Consider the following 17325-nt stretch of genomic DNA (forward strand, 5'->3'; position numbering starts at 1 on the left):
TTATGAGAAAACCAATTATTGTTGGAAACTGGAAAATGAATAAAAACAACGCAGAAACAAAAGCTTTCTTTGAAGCTGTTGATGCAGTTGCTGCAAGCGAAAATGCTACTTATGGAATTGGATGTCCATTTACAGATTTAAGAACAGCTCAGGACAATGCTAAAAACTTGATCGTTGCTGCTGAAAACTGCCACTGGGAAGATTCAGGAGCATTCACGGGTGAAGTAAGCGTTCCTATGCTAGAAGAAATCGGAATTAAATACTGCATTATCGGTCATTCTGAACGTCGTCAGATGTTTGGTGATACTGATGAAACAGTTAACAAAAAAGCTAAACGCCTATTAAAGGCTGGTATCACACCAATTCTTTGTATCGGTGAAACAGAAGCTCAGTACGATGCAGGTGAAACAGAAAAAGTTATCCGTGATCAGTTAACTGGATCATTGGCAGACCTTTGCGCTAAATGCGTAGGAAGCATGGTTATTGCTTATGAACCAATCTGGGCTATTGGTACTGGTAAATCAGCTACAAAAGAAGATGCTCAGAAATGCTGTGCTATCGTTCGTGATCAGGTAAAAGTTATGTATGGTGAAGAAGCTGCTGAAAACGTACGTGTTCAGTATGGTGGAAGTGTTAAACCAGAAAACATCGTTGAATACATGGCTTGCCCAGATATCGATGGTGCATTGATTGGCGGAGCTAGTTTAAAGGAAGCAAGCTTTATCGATATTATTGAAAAAACTAAATAGTTTTTAAAAAGATTTTCCTAAAAAGTACAAACAATCTTTCTTTTAAAGGTTGAATGTACTTTTTTTTTGTGTTAAAGTATTTTTGAATCATCGGATATAAATAGGGGGAATAGCTATGAATTATGTTGAAAACAATGGTAAAAAAGTAGCAGCCGTACTTTGTGTAGCATCTTGTTTCCCAGTTGTTGCAACTGTATATGCAATGGAAACAGAACCAGGATGGCATGGCGATAAGTATATTAAAGAAGACGCTACCGTAGCAAAAGGTTGGGAAGAAATCGAAGGAAAGAGTTATTATTTCTCTGAAGATGACGGAACAATTGAAAAAGAAACTACACAGAAAGCGGTAGTTGCTAGTGTTTCTTCTAACATTTCGGGGGATGTTCAGGAAACAGTAGCTAATGTTGCAAAAGAAGCCGTTGTAAAAGAAGTACAGAAACAAGAAGAAGAGAAGAATACACAGGAAGTTGTTGAAACTCCAGTGGATAATACTACAGAAACACAGACTCCTGCTGAAGAAGTTCCAGCAGAGCCTACAACACCAGTTGAGGAAGTTCCAGCAGAAGAACCGACAACACCAGTTGAACCAGAAACTCCTGCAGAACCATCAACTCCAGTAGAAGAACCTAGTACGCCGGAAACTCCAGCTGAACCAACTACACCAGTTGAACCTGAGACTCCAAGTACTCCAGAAACTCCTACTACACCAGTTGAACCAACTGTTCCAGAAACACCAACGGAACCAACTACACCAACAAATCCTTATGCCGATTTAAACGCACGTATTGCTGCTGCAGCGCAGACGTTAGTAGGGGTTACAGATGGACAATGGTGTACACAGGTTGTTCAACAGGCTCTTGCATTAGCTGGTGTATCAGATGCCTACCAGTTATGGCCAGATGAATATGCTGGTATGTATGGATATTATACAAATGATCCTCAGCCAGGTAACTTGATTTACTATAATAACGGAGGACGTGGTGTCGATCATATCGCTATCTATATTGGAAACGGTTTAGCCGTGCATGGAAACTACAATGGACGTACAGTAATTGAGTCTGTATACATTCCAGGTGGTGCTCCACAGTTTATCCAAGTATGTCGTTAAGCTTGACTTTTATAGTCAGGCTTTTTTTAAAGGAGAGAAGTTATGAATCAAGCATATGAAAATATCATAGAAAGAAGAAGTTGTAAATCCTACAAGGAACAAAGAGTTCCCAAAGACGTATTAGAAAAAATCGTAGCGGCAGGACAAATGGCGCCGAGTGGTATGAATCGTCAGGCATATGCTTTTGTCGTTGTTCAAGATAAGAAAATGATGAATACGATCTCTAAATTAAATGCATCTATTATGCAGGCGGATACAGATCCTTTTTATCATGCGGATTGTGTGATTATTGTATTCGGGAAAAAAGATGTGCGTACACATGTTTACGATGGTTCTTTGGCTATGGAGAATTTGATGTTGGCAGCCAATTCTTTGGGAGTGTCCAGTTGTTGGATTCATCGTGCTAAAGAAGTGTTTGAAACCGAAGAGGGAAAAGAGTTGTTGAAAAAATGGGGCTTGGAAGAATATGAAGGAATTGGTAATTGTATTCTAGGCTATTCTGATAGTGAAATAGCACCAAGAAAACCACGTACATCTAAAGTCGTTTGGGAGTAAAGATATGCGTATAGGGCAGGCAGTGGATATCCACCAGCTATGTAATGGAAGAGATTTAATACTAGGTGGAGTTAAGATCGAACATGAAAAAGGTTTGTTGGGTCATTCCGATGCGGATGTTTTGACCCATGCGATCATGGAAAGTGTCCTAGGTGCTTTAGCTTTAGGTGATCTGGGAAAACATTTTCCAGATACAGATCCAAAGTATAAAGGTGTTTCAAGCATGGTATTGTTGGAACATGTATATCACTTAATGGATGAAAAGGGCTATAAGATTGGTAATATTGATTCAACTATATTGGCTGAAAAGCCTAAGATGGCACCTTATATTCAAAAAATGCGGGAAAATATCGCATCGATTCTGCATTGTAATGTAGATAAGATATCAATTAAGGCAACTCGTGGAGAAAAACTTGGCTTTGTAGGAAATGAAGAAGGAATTCTCTCTATGGCTGTTTGCCTATTGGAGGAAAAATAATGCGAGTTGTTTTACAAAGAGTACGTCATGCATCTTGTACAATTGATGGAACTGTTACAGGAAAGATCGAAGATGGTTATTTAGCATTGGTTGGCTTTTGTCAGGAAGATACATCTGAAATTGTGGATAAGATGGTCCAAAAGATCGTCAAGCTTCGTGTTTTCTCGGATGAACAAGGAAAGATGAACTTATCTCTAAAAGATATTTCTGGTTCTGTTTTATCAATTAGTCAATTTACTTTATATGCAAATGCGAAGAAAGGAAATCGCCCAAGCTTTATTGATGCAGCAAAACCAGATGTTGCGATACCTTTATATGATTATTTTAATCAAGAGCTAAAAAAAGAAGTACACGTTGAAACGGGTGTTTTTGGTGCAGATATGAAAATTGAATTGTTAAATGATGGACCGGTTACGATCGTTTTGGATAGTAAGGAGTTATTTGGATGATTATTTATGGTAATGAACTTGCAGCTTCTTTTAAAGAGAAGATGAAAGCAGAAATCGAAACATTAAAAAAGGAAAATAAACGACTTCCTTTGCTGACGGTAATTTTAGTAGGAAACAACCCGGCAAGCCAGTCTTATGTGCATTCCAAAGAAAAAGCTTGTCTATCCATTGGAATGGAAAACAAGACGATCGTGCTGCCAGAAGATATTTCACAGCAGGAATTAGAGAATGTCGTGCAGCAGCAAAATGAAGATGATACGGTAGATGGGATCCTTGTTCAGCTTCCTTTGCCAAAACATTTAAATGAGCAGGCTGTTATTGATAAGATCAGTCCTTTAAAAGATGTGGATGGTTTACACCCGGTAAATGCAGGTGCTTTATTGACAAATCGAAGTGGTTTTATTCCATGTACGCCTAAAGGAGTAATGGCGATGTTAGAAAGCATTGGTTTAGATGATCTTTCTGGTATGAATGCTGTTGTATTAGGACGAAGCAACCTTGTAGGAAAACCGCTGGCTTTGTTATTGCAAAATAAAAATGCAACGGTGACAATAGTGCATTCAAAGACAAAAGATGTTAAAACCATCACATCGAAAGCGGACATACTAGTTGCAGCTATTGGACAGCCAAAAATGGTCAAATCTGATTGGGTCAAGGACGGAGCCGTTGTAATCGATGTTGGAATCAATCGAATGGAGAATGGAAAACTTTGTGGAGATGTTGACTTTGATGACGTTTGTGATAAAGTGAAAGCTATCTCGCCTGTTCCTAAAGGAGTAGGTCCAATGACTGTATGTATGTTGTTAGAAAATACATTGGAGTCATATCACAATAAAGAAAGGAAAAATGGATGAACGAAAAAGAATATGGTCTAAATGACATCGTTGAGATGAAAAAAGAACATCCTTGCCATAAATCAAAACAATGGAAGATCATTCGTATGGGTGCGGATATTCGAATCAAATGTTTAGGTTGTGGAGCAAGTGTTTTGATGCCTAGGCAAAAGTTTGAAAAGAAGCTGAAAAAAGTAATCGTTCATGAAGAAGTGAAAGGAAGTTAGAAATATGCCATTAACTGCTGGAATCGTAGGTCTTCCTAACGTTGGGAAATCTACTCTGTTTAACGCTATTACAAAAAGTCAGGTAGAAGCCGCAAATTATCCCTTTGCGACAATTCAACCCAATGTAGGTGTCGTAGAAGTGCCGGATGCAAGGATCGATCGTCTTGTTGAGATCTTTCATCCTAAAAAAACGATTTATACTACATTTGAATTTACAGATATTGCCGGTCTTGTAAAAGGTGCCAGCAAAGGAGAAGGATTGGGGAACCAGTTCTTATCAAATATTCGATTAACAGATGCGATCTGTCATGTGGTTCGTTGTTTTGATGATGCGAATATCACTCATGTTGAAAACAGTGTGGATCCTGTTCGTGATGCGGAAATCATCAATCTTGAATTGAATTTAGCGGACTTACAGACAGTTGAAAATCGTATTGGAAAGATTGAAAAGAAATCGAAAACAACGAAAGATAAAGATGCAGTTGCCGAGATGGCTTTATTGAATCGTTTAAAACCGTTGTTGGAAGAAGGAAAACCAGCACGTGTATTAGAAGTGGATGAAGATGAAGCCATCATTTTGAAAGGGTATAATTTGTTAACGGCAAAACCGATGATCTATGTTGCCAATTTGGATGAAGAAGGTGTCATGGATCCATCAGCCAATGCGTATTATAACCAGTTGGTAGAATATGCAAGTTCACAGAATAATGAAGTTGTTGCGTTATGTGCCAAAATGGAAGAAGAATTATCGGAATTGGATAAAGAGGAAAAGACCGCATTCTTAAATGAACTTGGTGTGGATTCAAGTGGTCTTGATCTATTGATCCAAAAAGCCTATTCTGTATTAAATCTTTGTACATTCTTAACGGCTGGAGAAGATGAATGTCGTGCCTGGACATTTAAAAAAGGCATGAAAGCTCCAGATTGTGCGGGAGTTATTCATACCGATTTCAAAAAAGGATTTATTCGTGCAGAAGTATACCGATTTGAAGATATTGATGAATTAGAAAGTGAACATGCCATCAAAGAAGCCGGTAGACTTCGTTTAGAAGGAAAGGATTATGTCGTGCAGGATGGCGATGTAATGCACTTCAGATTTAACGTATAGTATGCTTAGATTTGATATAACTTCGATCCTTGTTCGTATCGTTGCGGTTGTCCTGGCTATGTCAGTGCATGAAATGGCACATGCTCTTGTATCATATTGGATGGGTGATCCAACAGCGAAGTTAGAAGGACGTTTAAGTTTAAATCCTTTTAGGCATATTGACTGGTTAGGGGTGCTTTGTTTGATGTTTTTCGGGTTTGGTTGGGCCAAACCGGTACCTATTGATTCAAGATATTATAAAGATCAAAAAACGGGAATTATTTGGACAAGCTTTGCCGGCCCTTTGGCAAACTTTATCTTAGCTTTTTTGGTTTTGGTTATCTATATGCTGCTGGTAAAATTTGCTCCTGGTTTTTTATTAGGAACTACAATAGGTGACTTTGTTGCCTCATGTTTAATTGGTACATCAAGTATCTCTATTGCGTTTGGGATCTTTAACTTGATTCCAATACCACCGCTGGATGGTTCAAAGATCTTGTTCTCCTTTTTGCCAGATGATCAATATTATCGTTTTATCCAGGGATCACAGATCTTCTATTTCATTTTTATCGCAGTCTTATTCTCGGGAATTTTGGATGTTCCTTTGTATATGTTAAGAAACAGTATCTTTGAAGTATTCTGGAATGTCGCTTCTGCGATAGTTCCACTATAATTTATTCATAAAAAAAAGCGCTTCTGGAGCGCTTTTATACTTTATCCGGGACAACAACAGCCAAACCGCCAAGAGCACTTTCTTTAAGCTCGATTGGAAGTTTTTTACCGGTTAGATTCATTGTTTTAACGACCATGTCAAAGCTGACACGGTTTTTCTTTACGTTTCGGATGTATTTAGCAAGTCTTGCAGCATCAATACATCTTGTTGCGGCAACGGCATTTCTTTCGATACATGGAATCATGACATATCCGCCAACTGGATCACAGGTTAGACCTAGATGATGTTCTAAACCAATTTCAGCAGCACATTCGATCTGCTCATTAGCTTGCATCTGACAATAGGCAACCATGGCACTTCCCATAGCGCAGGCAGCACCGACTTCAGCCTGGCATCCTGCCTTGGCTCCAGAGATCGTAGCATTTGTCTGGATTAGATTACCGATTAATCCAGCAACTTTAAGGCCTTGGATCAAAGTGACTTTTGGATAATGCAGATCGTGATAAAAGTGGTAGACAAGACTTGGAAGCACACCACAGCTTCCCATCGTAGGAGCGGTCACGACCGTTCCTCCGCTGGCGTTTTGTTCACTGGCTGCATAGGCATAGCTGCAAACTAACAGATTGTTTTTATCTGTAATATCTTCACAGCTGTTGGCTGATTGAAATAAGGCGTGTGCTACACGGTCTAATTTCAGGCTTCCTGGTAGGACACCGGTTTTGTTTAATCCTGTTTTTACGCATTTTAACATTGCCTTGAAGATGTTTTTCATATAGGCATCAAATTCTGGCCCTTCAAAGATATCGATGTATTGATCTAGACGAAGATGTCTTTGTTTACAATAGTTTTGGATATCATCCATCGTGGAATGAGGATATACATCATCAACTTCATCATTTTTTTGCCCATCAATTTCGATTTTTCCTCCACCGACAGATACAAACTGATGTTTACCTAAAGATTGATTTTCCTTGAATGCTTCAATGGTCATCGTATTTGGATGTTTACATGTGTCTTTGAGATTGAATTCGATATTTGTTTCTTTTGGGTTTAATGTCTTTTTGATGATCATATCGGTTAAATGACCTTTTCCGGTCAAAGCTAATGAACCATATAAGATGACATCGAAACGATCTGCTTCTGGATATTTTTCCAGCATATAAGAAGATGCCTTCATTGGACCAAAGGTATGGGAGCTGCTTGGCCCTGGCCCGATCTTGTATATATTTTTGATACTTTGCATAGTAATGTTGACCCCTTTTTCTACACCGACATTATATACGATAATGTAATGAAATGCTTATGAAAAACTTTTACATTTTATCTGTAAATTTTCAAAAAATCTTCGAAAATCCTTGCAAAGAAAACAAACAAAGAGTATGATATACACATATTACGGAGGGATGAAATATGAAAGGAAACTTTTGGAAAGTCTTAGCGTCTGGTACGATCGCAGCCAGTATGCTAGTAGGATGCAGCTCTGGTGGTGCAGCCAATGAAGCGGTCACATTATCTGAGGGAGATACAGTAAAAATTGGCCTTAACTATGAGTTGAGTGGAAATGTAGCAACTTATGGTCAGGCTATGAATAAAGCTACAGAATTAGCAATTAAACAATATAACGAAAGCGAAGATGCAAAATACAAAGCTGAAGCTGTATCAATGGACAATAAGAGTGATTCAGGAGAAGCTTACTCTATTGCGACAAAATTGATGACAGAAGATCAAGTTGTTATGCAGCTAGGTCCAGCTACATCTGGTGATTCTATCGCAACATATCCAGCAGCTGACGAAAATCAGACACCAGTATTGAGTCCAGCTGTTACACAAAATGGCGGTATGTTAAAAGAAGATGGTTCCGCTTATGAATATGCTTGGCGTGTATGTTTTGAAGACAGTGCACAGGCTAGTGCGATGGCTGTATTTGCCCGTGAAAATTTAGGTAAGGCAAAAGCGGTTGTTTATTCAGATGCAACTAGTGATTACGCAAAAGGTCTTGCGGAAGACTTTGTAAGTAAATTTGAAGCATTAGGCGGTGAAGTCGTTGCTCAGGAAAGTTATTCTTCAGGAGATACAGATTTCAATGCAGCATTATCAAAAATTAGTGAAGAAGATTTTGATGTACTTTATGTTCCAGGATACTATAGTGAATCTGGTTTGATCATCAAACAGGCTAGAGATGCTGGTATTTCACAGACAATCTTAGGACCAGATGGAATGGATTCACCTAAACTTGCAGAACTTGCAGGTGAAGAAAACTTGAATGATGTATATTTCACAACAGCTTATACAACGGTTGATGCTTCTGAAGAATTAACTTCATTTATCGAAGCTTACAAGGCTGAATATAATGAAGAACCAGATATGTTCTCAGTACTTGCTTATGATGCAACAAACTTAGGTTTGCAGGCATTGGAAGAGGCTGGAAAAACAGGTGAAGCCTTCAATGAAGCGATCAAAAATATGGAATTTACTGGTTTGACAGGTAGCTTTACATTTGATGAAGAACACACACCTTTGAAGAAAGTTCTTGTTGTTGAACTTCAGAATGGTGAACAGGTTAACCCTGTAGAAGTTGATCCAAACGCTGAATAAGGTATATGGAACAATGATGTGGAGAAAGCAAACTTTCTCCACTTTTTTAGCTAAGGAAGGAGAATGACTATGATTCAGTTTCTACAGCAGATGATCAATGGATTATCGCTAGGAAGCATCTATGCCTTGATTGCATTAGGGTATACGATGGTATATGGAATTATTAAATTGATCAACTTTGCGCATGGTGATATCTACATGTTAGGTGCTTTTACGGCTTTTTATGCAACAACGTTTTTCCATTTAAACTTCTTTGTTGCTTTGATCATCGCAATGTTATTGTGTGGTGTGTTAGGCGTTGTAATTGAGCGTATTGCCTACAAACCTTTACGTCATGCGACAAGGATCACGGCTTTGATCACAGCTATGGGTGTTTCTTATGTATTAGAGTATACAATGCAGTATTTTGCTGGAAGTGATGTTAAAACCTTTCCAACAGATTTGTTAGAGAATACCGCATTTTCGTTGGGTGGTGTTCGTATTACGATGATGCAGATCTATATCTTTGTGATTACGATCATTTTGATGGTGTTATTGACTTATATCGTAAATAAGACAAAGATGGGACGTGCAATGCGCGCTGTTAGTGTAGATGAGGATGCGGCTAAATTGATGGGTATCAATGTCGATACAACGATTTCTTTTACATTCTTTTTAGGATCCTGCCTAGCTGGTGTTGCAGGTGTATTGGTTGGTGTTTATTACAATTCAATTAACCCATTGATGGGAATGACACCAGGTCTAAAAGCCTTTATCGCAGCTGTATTTGGCGGTATTGGAAACATTCCTGGTGCCATGATTGGTGGATTATTTATCGGTATTGCCGAAACACTGGTTACAGCATATGGAAGTTCATTATATAAAGATGCGATCGTATATGTAATCTTGATTTTAGTTTTGATCTTAAAGCCAGATGGACTTTTAGGAAAAAACGTGAAAGAGAAGGTGTAAGATATGCGAAAAGAATATTTATCAAAAGAAAATATTGCATGGCTGCTTTTGGCGGTTGGTGCTTTTGTGCTTTGTTCTTTGTTGATGAATTTGGGTATCATCAATTCTTATTATCAGATTACCCTTTATAATATTTGTATCAATATTATTCTAGCTGTATCTTTGAATTTGGTTATTGGAATTTGTGGACAATTCTCATTGGGACATGCCGGTTTTATGTGCATTGGAGCATATGCTGCTGGTATTATTACTAAGATGATGCCTAATTTTGGGGGATTCATGATTGGTATCTTGGTTGGATTTGCGATTTCTGCACTTATTGCGTTGATCGTTTCCATTCCTACTTTAAGACTTCGTGGTGACTATCTTGCAATCGCAACACTAGGATTTGCCGAAATTATTCGTATCTTGGTGCAGAATATGAAGATTACCAATGGAGCAGCAGGATTGAATGGAATTCCTCAGTTAACAAGCTGGCCATTGTTGATGATTGGTGTCGTAATTTCAATTATGATCGTTTGTAATTTTACGCATAGTGCTCCAGGTCGTGCGTGTATTTCAATTCGTGAAGATGAGATTGCCAGTGAAGCTATGGGAATCAACACGACAAAATATAAAGTAATCGCTTTTGTAATTGGTGCTTTATTAGCCAGCTTGGCAGGCGCTTTATATGCATGTAATTTCTATGTAATCAAACCTAACCAGTTTACATTCAATAAATCGATTGATATTCTAGTTATGGTAGTATTTGGTGGCATGGGTTCTATGACTTCAAGTGTCATTGCGGCCATTGTAATTGGTATCATCAATATGGTCCTTGCGAACTTCTCTGAAATCCGTATGATCATCTACGGTCTTGCCTTAGTTGCAATCATGATCTTTAAGCCAACAGGACTTTTGGGACAGCGTGAGTTGTCTTTCAAAAAGCTCTTTGCATCTAGAAAGGGGGATAAATAATGGAACCAATTCTAGAAGTGAAGAATTTGACAAAAAACTTTGGTGGTCTTTGTGCAGTTTCTAATGTGTCCATGACTATTAACCAAGGTGAATTGATTGGATTGATTGGGCCAAATGGTGCAGGAAAAACAACATTGTTTAACCTTTTAACAGGTGTATATGAACCAAGTAGTGGCTTGATTGAATTAAATGAAGATGGACAGAAAATCCAGCTTGGTGGTTTAAAACCATATAAGATCACAAGCTATGGGATTTCTCGTACATTCCAGAACATTCGTTTGTTCAAGGCAATGACGGTATTAGAAAACGTTAAAGTTGCGATGCACAAAAATGTTCGATATGGAACAATTGCGGCAATCTTAAGACTTCCTTCTTATTACTCAGAAGAAAAATGGGTCGAAGAAAAAGCCTGTGAATTGTTAAAGGAAGTTGGCTTGTATTCAAAACGCAATGAGATGGCAACCAATTTACCTTATGGTGAACAAAGGCGACTTGAAATTGCCCGTGCTCTGGCAATTCAGCCAAAAATCTTATTCTTGGATGAGCCGGCTGCTGGTATGAACCCACAGGAAACAGCCGATTTAACAAAGCTAATTCATCATATTCGTGAAAAATATAAATTAACTGTTATCTTGATTGAACACGATATGTCTTTGGTCATGAACATTTGTGAAAGAATTTATGTACTTGATTATGGAAAGATGATCGCCAATGGATCTCCAGAAGAAATCAAGAACAATGAATTTGTAATCAAGGCGTACTTAGGGGAGGAAATTTAATTATGGCAATGTTATCAGTTAAAGATCTCCATGTACACTATGGTGTAATCGAAGCTTTAAAAGGTGTTAGCATTGATGTCAACGAAGGAGAAATTGTTTCATTGATCGGTGCAAATGGTGCCGGAAAGACAACGATGTTGCAGGCGATCAGTGGAATCGTCAAGAAAAGCTCCGGAGATGTTGAATTCCTAGGTCAATCTATCTATAAAACCAATCCTAAAAATATTGTAGCAGCTGGTTTGACTCAAGTTCCTGAAGGAAGGCGAATCTTTACTGGATTAAGTGTTTATGAAAATTTAATGATGGGTGCTTTTCTAAGAAAAGATAAAAAAGGCATCGAAGAAGATCTTCAAAAAGTGTATAAGCAGTTCCCTATTTTGGAGCAGCGTATCAATCAGGATGCTTCAACTTTATCTGGTGGTGAACAGCAGATGTTAGCCATGGGAAGGGCTTTAATGGCCAAGCCAAAGTTAATGTTACTGGATGAACCAAGTATGGGTTTAGCCCCAATTCTAGTAAAAGAAATTTTTTCAATTATTAAAGAAATCAATGCTCAGGGAACAACGGTTTTACTGGTTGAACAAAATGCGAAGATGGCTTTATCGATTGCCCATCGTGCGTATGTTCTTGAAACAGGAAAAATCGTATTAAGCGGTACCGGTGAAGAATTGATCAATTCACCAGAGATTCAAAAAGCCTATTTAGGAGGATAAGATAATGTTTAAAGTTAAAGATTTTATGACCAAAGATGTCATTTGTACAGAAAAGGATACAACGATTTCAGAAATTATTGATTTAATGAATCAAAATAAGATTCATCGTGTTCCAGTTACAGAAAATGGCAAGCTTGTAGGATTGATCACAGAAGGGATGATCTCAAACTCAGGAACTAGTCAGGCAACAAGCCTTAGCATTTATGAATTAAATTATCTTTTATCTAAAACAACAGTGGAAACAGTCATGATCAAAAATGTGGTATCGGTTGATCAAGATGAATTAATGGAATATGCAACATCTAAAATGTTGAAAAGTGATATTGGATGTTTGCCAGTTGTGGATCAGACAGGGGATGTTGTAGGAATTCTTACTCAAAACGATGTGTTTAGTTGTTTCTTGAATGTCTTGGGCTGGGATGAAGTTGGTGCACGTATTACTGTTTCTGTCAAAGATGAAGTAGGAGCGATTGGTAAACTTTCCGCTATTTTCGTGGAAAAAGGTATCAATATTTCCCATATCGGTGTTTATTCTTTTGAAAACGGAGTGGCAAATCTAGTGATTCGCTGTGATACTTTGGATCCAAAAGAGATTTGTGAAGCTTTAGAAGAACACGGATATAAAGTGTTGGAATATTTTGTACATAAATAGTGCTGTCATCATGACAGCATTTTTTTATGGTCGATTCATATATTCTTAAATAAAAGTCTTATATAATTAAAGCGAAAGATAGGATTGTAATCTTTTTGTAATTTTTAATGCATACAATGTAGATGGAAAGAAGGGATATCATGAAACCTATCGTAACATTAACTGAAGTAAATAAGACGTATCATGGTCTTAGTACGCCAACAAAAGCACTGCAGAATTGCTCTTTAAAAATTATGCCATCTACTTTTAGTTGTATCATTGGAAAGAGCGGTTGCGGAAAGTCAACCTTATTGAATGCGATTGGAGGATTGATTTCGGTAGATTCTGGATCCATTCTTGTCAAAGATCATGAATTGACCAAACTTGATCAAAGAGAACTTTCTCGTTTTCGAAGAGAACATATTGGTTTTATTTTTCAATTCTTTAATCTTTTACAGGAACAGACCGTTATGGAAAATCTGATGTTGCCATTTGATTTAAATGGTGAAAGAGTGGATCAAGCATTTGTCAATGAAGTGATCCAGTATCTTGATCTAAATAAATTGGTGGATAAATTTCCTTTTGAATTATCTGGTGGAGAGCAGCAAAGAGTATCGATCGCAAGAGCTGTGATTCGTAAACCGGATATTATCCTGGCAGATGAGCCAACCGGCAATCTAGATAGAGAAAACACGAAGCAGGTCATGAATCTGTTAAAGGAATGCCAGGCCATGTATTCACAAACGATTATCATGGTTACTCATGATATCGATCTAGCAAAAAGAGCCGATGCCTTGATCTATATGGAAGATGGGCAGGTGAAGCGATATGAAACATCATAAGTTTGCATACTATGCCAAAAATAGAAAGCTGTTTATACGTTTTAGTGTTGTGTTGTTTTCATCTTTGATGTTGATCCTTTTTTCATTGTTCATGCAGATAAGGGTGTTTGAAACCAAAAAAGAACATAATGAAGATCTCTATGGTTCCTGGTATGCATCTGTTTATGATGTGACAAAAGAAAATGAGAATATGTTGTATGATCATCAGATGTTAGATACGATTGGTAAAATGAGCGTCTATGGCCAGGTTCAATATAATGATGAATATGCAGGTCGTAGAAATGATCTTAAAACTAATCCTGATCTTTGTAAGTGCATTAATGTTATTTGGATTGATCCAATATATTGGTTATTTACAAGATACCAATCCGATGTTGACATATGCCTCCAGATTTTCCAAACAGCAATGGTCATGGATGGGATATGGTTTGATCAATCTTGTGTTTGGGTTCTTGTTTGTGATAAATAATCTGTTTTATAAAAATATTGATTAAAGTTGGTTTAGATCCATTTGATTGGGGTTTCTCCATAACTTTTTAAGTATTCGTTGGCCAATCTAAAGTGGTTACAACCAAAGAATCCTCTTGAAGCGCTTAATGGAGATGGATGGGCACATGTTAGTACAAGATGTTTTGGGTTGTCTAGAAACTTTTTAGCATTGATCGCGCTGTTTCCCCATAGCATGAAGACTACAGGTCCATCTTTTTTATTGATCCATCGCAAAGCTTCGTTTGTAAAGTTTTGCCATCCCATCTTACTATGAGAAAAAGCTTTATGAGCTTCAACGGTCAATACTGTATTCATCAATAGCACGCCTTGTCTTGCCCAGTCGGTAAGATCACCGCTTCTATGAACCGGTACATGATATTCGTTTTCCAATTCTTTATAAATATTTTTTAATGATGGTGGTAAAGGAAAATCGGATGGCACAGAGAAGGCATATCCTTGTGCCTGTCCAACATTGTGATAGGGATCTTGTCCTAAAATGACAACTTTTGTGTCTTTTAGAGAAGTTGTCTTAAATGCCGCAAAGATATTTTCTTTTGCCGGGAAGATTTGTTTTGTCTTATATTCACGAGCTAAGAAATATCGAAGGTTCAATAGATATTCTTTTTGGATCTCCTGATCAAATAGAGCGTCCCAATCGTTATTCATGATCATAATTATTCCTCATTTCTGTTTGACTAATGATATAATACCACTATGAATGTACAAGATAAAATTAAAAAAATGGAAAACAAAAAAGGGAAGAATCACGATTTGGTTCTTTTTAGAAAATGGCTGGATGAATATCTACCGGAACACAAAAGTTTAAAAAAGATTCAAGTTGCAGGGACAAATGGGAAAGGAAGCACTTGTAAGTGGCTTTCTATGTTTTTACAAAGCGAAGACTATAAAACGGGTATGTTTACTTCACCTCATTTAATCTCGCATACGGAGAGGATACAAATTGATTCAAAGGATATCTCATTAGAGGATTGGGAAAGGATTTATGATACTTGGGATACATTCTTTGAAGAAAAACAGTTAACGATGTTTGAGATGGATTTATGGATGGCTTTAGTATACTTTATTGAACAAAATGTAGATGTTGCCATCATAGAAGTTGGGCTTGGTGGAAGGCTTGATGCGACAACTTCACTAGACTATATGGCCACTTTGATTACGAATGTAGGTTTAGATCATCAAGAGTTCTTAGGGGATACCTTAGAACAAATAGCTTATGAAAAATCCGGCATTTTTAAACCTAATGCGATTGCATTAACGACAGAGAAAAATCCAAATTGCCAGAAAGTAATGGAACTTGTTGCCGATTATTTAAATGTCATGTTAGGATTTGTGTCTTTGTCTGATATCTCCAAGGCAAAAGATGGATATAAGATCGTATACAACGGTGTTGATTATTTTGCGAATATTCCAACATATCAAATTGACAATATGATTTTAGCCTTGGAAACTTTATTTGTGCTAGGTTACTCCATTAGCAGCAAGCATATTCAGGAAGTGCTGGATAATTTTAACTGGTTAGGACGATTTAGTGTGCTAAGAGAGGATCCATATGTTTTAGTGGATGGAGCGCACAATGTTCCAGGTATCAAAGCTTTGGTAAATGAACTTCAATCATTTGATGGGACGATTTATTTTTCTGTATTAAAAGAAAAAGATGCATCGGATATGATCGAAGAATTAAAAAAGCTTACAAAAGATATCGTATTGGTTCGTTTCGATACAGATCGACTTTATCCATTAGAGCATCTTGGATTGCCTATTATTGAATTTGATGAACTGGAAACAATAATAAAAAACACAAAAGAAAATATTCTTTTGTGTGGATCTCTTTATTTTGTAGGAGATGTCTTAAAAATTAAGCTTTAAGTCTAGGCTTTAGCTGCGTACAAGTTTTCATTGTTAGGTATAGAACGACTACTTGAATTGGCAGACAGATAAGATTTTTTACAATCTTTGGTGAAACAATTGCCCAGAATGGAGTTCCCCAAAGCATTGAAGTAAAGAGTGAGTTTAAGAATAAACTAACGATGATGTCATAGCTAAGTCGTGCCAATATTACTCGCTTTAAAGAAACTTTGTCTTGTCCATAAAAGAAGAAAGAGAAAATAGCTGCCGTAGCAAAAGTGCTGATCATAAAGATTGGAAAGTAAGTTCCACTTGGTTTAACAATGAAGTTAACAAAGTCTAAAAGTGGGGCAACGATTAGATTTGGAATTGGTCCATAGAAATAACAACTTGCAGCTGTGGCAATGCTGGCAAAACCAACTTTGATTTCCGGTGTAATATATACCGATACAAACAGGTTCATGATAACGTTTAATGCGAAAAATAAGCTGACACCAACGATCACGTGCACATTTTTAATTGAGCGTGCATTCTCGTTTAACATAACAAAGTATTGTTTCATATAAAAATACCTCCTTTTCCATATTGTGAATGGAAAAAAGGAGGTTCTTTTTTTCATCACAACAGCGGGATGCAAAATATGAACCGCAAGAAAATCTTTTCGTTTCTAAACCAACTCCCCGTGTTTAGAACACTTAACGCTCATATTTTTACTCTGCTACAAGACAAGTATAGAATATATTAAGCGTGATGAAAAGGATAAAATGATAAATGTTTTAATTTTATGCTTATATTTACAAAAAAAGCCTTGAAATCGGTTATTTAATTTTGTATTATATATTGGCATGCGTGGCAGAGTGCGCAACCCACTCGTTAAGACCACTGCATAAGACCAAAATAGGAGGTGTGTCTTATGGCTAAAAAGAAAGTTGCAAAAGTTTGTAAGTTGCAATTTATGGCTGGCGGAGCTAAACCAGGTCCTGCATTGGCAAGTGCTGGTATCAATATGCCACAGTTCTGTACAGCATTTAACGACGCAACAAAAGATCGTAAAGGAGATATCGTTCCTGTAATCATTACAGCTTACGAAGACAAAAGCTTTGATTTCGTATTGAAAACGACTCCAGCTGCAAACTTGTTAAAGAAAGCAGCAAACATTCAGAAGGCTAGTGGAGACCAGAAACAAATCGCTGGTACTATCACAGTAGATCAGTTAAAAGAAATCGCTGAATACAAGATGCCAGATTTGAATGCTAATGACATTGAAGCAGCTATGAAGATCGTAGCTGGTACTGCTCGTAACATGGGTATTAAAATTGAAGGATTTGAATAGGAGGAATCGA

At 37.3% G+C, this 17325-nt stretch carries 22 protein-coding genes and 1 riboswitch; of the genes, 19 read left to right on the forward strand and 3 right to left on the reverse strand.

Going from position 1 to position 17325, the window contains the following annotated elements; genetic code table 11:
* Positions 1-2: 2 nt before the first annotated feature.
* From tpiA to PND65_RS00150, 9 genes are all read left to right on the forward strand, one after another.
* Positions 3-749, forward strand: coding sequence for a triose-phosphate isomerase (tpiA, locus tag PND65_RS00110; protein ID WP_015535607.1), 747 nt, complete (start codon positions 3-5; stop codon positions 747-749).
* 115 nt (positions 750-864) lie between these two features.
* Positions 865-1857, forward strand: coding sequence for an NlpC/P60 family protein (locus PND65_RS00115; RefSeq protein ID WP_015535606.1), 993 nt, complete (start codon positions 865-867; stop codon positions 1855-1857).
* 42 nt (positions 1858-1899) lie between these two features.
* Positions 1900-2412 carry a nitroreductase gene (locus PND65_RS00120; RefSeq protein WP_271990084.1) on the forward strand — a complete coding sequence of 171 codons (513 nt, stop codon included), beginning with the start codon at positions 1900-1902 and terminating at the stop codon, positions 2410-2412.
* Positions 2413-2416: 4 nt separating this feature from the next.
* Positions 2417-2890: a 2-C-methyl-D-erythritol 2,4-cyclodiphosphate synthase gene (ispF, locus tag PND65_RS00125; protein WP_271990082.1), complete on the forward strand. Its 474-nt coding sequence runs from the start codon at positions 2417-2419 to the stop codon at positions 2888-2890.
* Positions 2890-3339: a D-aminoacyl-tRNA deacylase gene (dtd, locus tag PND65_RS00130; RefSeq protein WP_035403340.1), complete on the forward strand. Its 450-nt coding sequence runs from the start codon at positions 2890-2892 to the stop codon at positions 3337-3339. The genes ispF and dtd overlap by 1 nt, the downstream gene beginning before the upstream one ends.
* The gene (folD, locus tag PND65_RS00135) at positions 3336-4193 is read left to right on the forward strand and encodes a bifunctional methylenetetrahydrofolate dehydrogenase/methenyltetrahydrofolate cyclohydrolase FolD (RefSeq protein WP_271990080.1); all 858 of its coding nucleotides are present in this window, start codon (positions 3336-3338) and stop codon (positions 4191-4193) included. Before dtd ends, folD begins: the two co-directional genes overlap by 4 nt.
* Positions 4190-4399 carry a DUF951 domain-containing protein gene (locus PND65_RS00140; RefSeq protein ID WP_271990078.1) on the forward strand — a complete coding sequence of 70 codons (210 nt, stop codon included), beginning with the start codon at positions 4190-4192 and terminating at the stop codon, positions 4397-4399. Before folD ends, PND65_RS00140 begins: the two co-directional genes overlap by 4 nt.
* Before the next feature lie 4 nt (positions 4400-4403).
* Positions 4404-5507, forward strand: coding sequence for a redox-regulated ATPase YchF (gene ychF, locus PND65_RS00145; protein ID WP_022355635.1), 1104 nt, complete (start codon positions 4404-4406; stop codon positions 5505-5507).
* Position 5508: 1 nt separating this feature from the next.
* Complete coding sequence (locus PND65_RS00150) at positions 5509-6159, forward strand: site-2 protease family protein (RefSeq protein WP_087158559.1); 651 nt, start codon at positions 5509-5511, stop codon at positions 6157-6159.
* Positions 6160-6193: 34 nt separating this feature from the next.
* Here the strand turns inward: PND65_RS00150 and PND65_RS00155 are convergent, their stop codons facing one another.
* The gene (locus PND65_RS00155) at positions 6194-7402 is read right to left on the reverse strand and encodes an L-serine ammonia-lyase, iron-sulfur-dependent, subunit alpha (RefSeq protein WP_022355630.1); all 1209 of its coding nucleotides are present in this window, start codon (positions 7400-7402) and stop codon (positions 6194-6196) included.
* 167 nt (positions 7403-7569) lie between these two features.
* Between PND65_RS00155 and PND65_RS00160 the strand changes: the two genes are divergently transcribed.
* The 8 genes from PND65_RS00160 (at position 7570) to PND65_RS00195 (ending at position 14096) form a co-directional block, all read left to right on the forward strand.
* Positions 7570-8754 (forward strand): ABC transporter substrate-binding protein, encoded by a 1185-nt coding sequence (locus PND65_RS00160; RefSeq protein WP_271990076.1) that lies wholly within the window; start codon positions 7570-7572, stop codon positions 8752-8754.
* Between the two features lie 69 nt (positions 8755-8823).
* Positions 8824-9705 carry a branched-chain amino acid ABC transporter permease gene (locus PND65_RS00165; RefSeq protein ID WP_015535601.1) on the forward strand — a complete coding sequence of 294 codons (882 nt, stop codon included), beginning with the start codon at positions 8824-8826 and terminating at the stop codon, positions 9703-9705.
* Positions 9706-9708: 3 nt separating this feature from the next.
* Positions 9709-10662 (forward strand): branched-chain amino acid ABC transporter permease, encoded by a 954-nt coding sequence (locus PND65_RS00170; protein WP_022355628.1) that lies wholly within the window; start codon positions 9709-9711, stop codon positions 10660-10662.
* Positions 10662-11441 carry an ABC transporter ATP-binding protein gene (locus tag PND65_RS00175; RefSeq protein WP_015535599.1) on the forward strand — a complete coding sequence of 260 codons (780 nt, stop codon included), beginning with the start codon at positions 10662-10664 and terminating at the stop codon, positions 11439-11441. Before PND65_RS00170 ends, PND65_RS00175 begins: the two co-directional genes overlap by 1 nt.
* 8 nt (positions 11442-11449) lie before the next feature.
* On the forward strand, positions 11450-12154 hold the full coding sequence (locus tag PND65_RS00180; protein WP_044933382.1) for an ABC transporter ATP-binding protein: 705 nt from the start codon (positions 11450-11452) through the stop codon (positions 12152-12154).
* A 4-nt stretch (positions 12155-12158) separates the two neighbouring features.
* Positions 12159-12806, forward strand: a complete 648-nt coding sequence (locus tag PND65_RS00185; RefSeq protein ID WP_035403320.1) for a CBS and ACT domain-containing protein — start codon at positions 12159-12161, stop codon at positions 12804-12806.
* Positions 12807-12946: 140 nt separating this feature from the next.
* Complete coding sequence (locus tag PND65_RS00190) at positions 12947-13627, forward strand: ABC transporter ATP-binding protein (RefSeq protein ID WP_022355626.1); 681 nt, start codon at positions 12947-12949, stop codon at positions 13625-13627.
* On the forward strand, positions 13614-14096 hold the full coding sequence (locus tag PND65_RS00195) for a hypothetical protein (RefSeq protein ID WP_271990075.1): 483 nt from the start codon (positions 13614-13616) through the stop codon (positions 14094-14096). Before PND65_RS00190 ends, PND65_RS00195 begins: the two co-directional genes overlap by 14 nt.
* Before the next feature lie 32 nt (positions 14097-14128).
* Here PND65_RS00195 and PND65_RS00200 read toward each other — a convergent pair whose 3' ends face one another.
* On the reverse strand, positions 14129-14788 hold the full coding sequence (locus tag PND65_RS00200) for a uracil-DNA glycosylase (protein ID WP_195294781.1): 660 nt from the start codon (positions 14786-14788) through the stop codon (positions 14129-14131).
* A 42-nt stretch (positions 14789-14830) separates the two neighbouring features.
* On the opposite strand from PND65_RS00200, the gene PND65_RS00205 reads away from it, so the two are divergent.
* On the forward strand, positions 14831-16003 hold the full coding sequence (locus PND65_RS00205; RefSeq protein ID WP_271990073.1) for a bifunctional folylpolyglutamate synthase/dihydrofolate synthase: 1173 nt from the start codon (positions 14831-14833) through the stop codon (positions 16001-16003).
* Here PND65_RS00205 and PND65_RS00210 read toward each other — a convergent pair.
* Positions 15993-16544 carry a folate family ECF transporter S component gene (locus PND65_RS00210; RefSeq protein ID WP_015535592.1) on the reverse strand — a complete coding sequence of 184 codons (552 nt, stop codon included), beginning with the start codon at positions 16542-16544 and terminating at the stop codon, positions 15993-15995. The genes PND65_RS00205 and PND65_RS00210 overlap by 11 nt on opposite strands.
* A 60-nt stretch (positions 16545-16604) precedes the next feature.
* Positions 16605-16702, reverse strand: a riboswitch (THF riboswitch).
* Between the two features lie 193 nt (positions 16703-16895).
* Between PND65_RS00210 and rplK the strand changes: the two genes are divergently transcribed.
* Positions 16896-17315 carry a 50S ribosomal protein L11 gene (rplK, locus tag PND65_RS00215; protein WP_015535591.1) on the forward strand — a complete coding sequence of 140 codons (420 nt, stop codon included), beginning with the start codon at positions 16896-16898 and terminating at the stop codon, positions 17313-17315.
* The last annotated feature ends 10 nt before the right edge of the window (positions 17316-17325 follow it).

It is taken from the genome of Faecalitalea cylindroides (genome assembly GCF_028321995.1).
Taxonomy (GTDB): domain Bacteria; phylum Bacillota_I; class Bacilli_A; order Erysipelotrichales; family Erysipelotrichaceae; genus Faecalitalea; species Faecalitalea cylindroides.

Coding starts and splice junctions, on each gene's coding strand:
- tpiA (WP_015535607.1), top strand. CDS start 3: ATGAGAAAACCAATTATTGTTGGAAACTGGAAAATGAATAAAAACAAC.
- PND65_RS00115 (WP_015535606.1), top strand. CDS start 865: ATGAATTATGTTGAAAACAATGGTAAAAAAGTAGCAGCCGTACTTTGT.
- PND65_RS00120 (WP_271990084.1), top strand. CDS start 1,900: ATGAATCAAGCATATGAAAATATCATAGAAAGAAGAAGTTGTAAATCC.
- ispF (WP_271990082.1), top strand. CDS start 2,417: ATGCGTATAGGGCAGGCAGTGGATATCCACCAGCTATGTAATGGAAGA.
- dtd (WP_035403340.1), top strand. CDS start 2,890: ATGCGAGTTGTTTTACAAAGAGTACGTCATGCATCTTGTACAATTGAT.
- folD (WP_271990080.1), top strand. CDS start 3,336: ATGATTATTTATGGTAATGAACTTGCAGCTTCTTTTAAAGAGAAGATG.
- PND65_RS00140 (WP_271990078.1), top strand. CDS start 4,190: ATGAACGAAAAAGAATATGGTCTAAATGACATCGTTGAGATGAAAAAA.
- ychF (WP_022355635.1), top strand. CDS start 4,404: ATGCCATTAACTGCTGGAATCGTAGGTCTTCCTAACGTTGGGAAATCT.
- PND65_RS00150 (WP_087158559.1), top strand. CDS start 5,509: ATGCTTAGATTTGATATAACTTCGATCCTTGTTCGTATCGTTGCGGTT.
- PND65_RS00155 (WP_022355630.1), bottom strand. CDS start 7,402: ATGCAAAGTATCAAAAATATATACAAGATCGGGCCAGGGCCAAGCAGC.
- PND65_RS00160 (WP_271990076.1), top strand. CDS start 7,570: ATGAAAGGAAACTTTTGGAAAGTCTTAGCGTCTGGTACGATCGCAGCC.
- PND65_RS00165 (WP_015535601.1), top strand. CDS start 8,824: ATGATTCAGTTTCTACAGCAGATGATCAATGGATTATCGCTAGGAAGC.
- PND65_RS00170 (WP_022355628.1), top strand. CDS start 9,709: ATGCGAAAAGAATATTTATCAAAAGAAAATATTGCATGGCTGCTTTTG.
- PND65_RS00175 (WP_015535599.1), top strand. CDS start 10,662: ATGGAACCAATTCTAGAAGTGAAGAATTTGACAAAAAACTTTGGTGGT.
- PND65_RS00180 (WP_044933382.1), top strand. CDS start 11,450: ATGTTATCAGTTAAAGATCTCCATGTACACTATGGTGTAATCGAAGCT.
- PND65_RS00185 (WP_035403320.1), top strand. CDS start 12,159: ATGTTTAAAGTTAAAGATTTTATGACCAAAGATGTCATTTGTACAGAA.
- PND65_RS00190 (WP_022355626.1), top strand. CDS start 12,947: ATGAAACCTATCGTAACATTAACTGAAGTAAATAAGACGTATCATGGT.
- PND65_RS00195 (WP_271990075.1), top strand. CDS start 13,614: ATGAAACATCATAAGTTTGCATACTATGCCAAAAATAGAAAGCTGTTT.
- PND65_RS00200 (WP_195294781.1), bottom strand. CDS start 14,788: ATGATCATGAATAACGATTGGGACGCTCTATTTGATCAGGAGATCCAA.
- PND65_RS00205 (WP_271990073.1), top strand. CDS start 14,831: ATGAATGTACAAGATAAAATTAAAAAAATGGAAAACAAAAAAGGGAAG.
- PND65_RS00210 (WP_015535592.1), bottom strand. CDS start 16,544: ATGAAACAATACTTTGTTATGTTAAACGAGAATGCACGCTCAATTAAA.
- rplK (WP_015535591.1), top strand. CDS start 16,896: ATGGCTAAAAAGAAAGTTGCAAAAGTTTGTAAGTTGCAATTTATGGCT.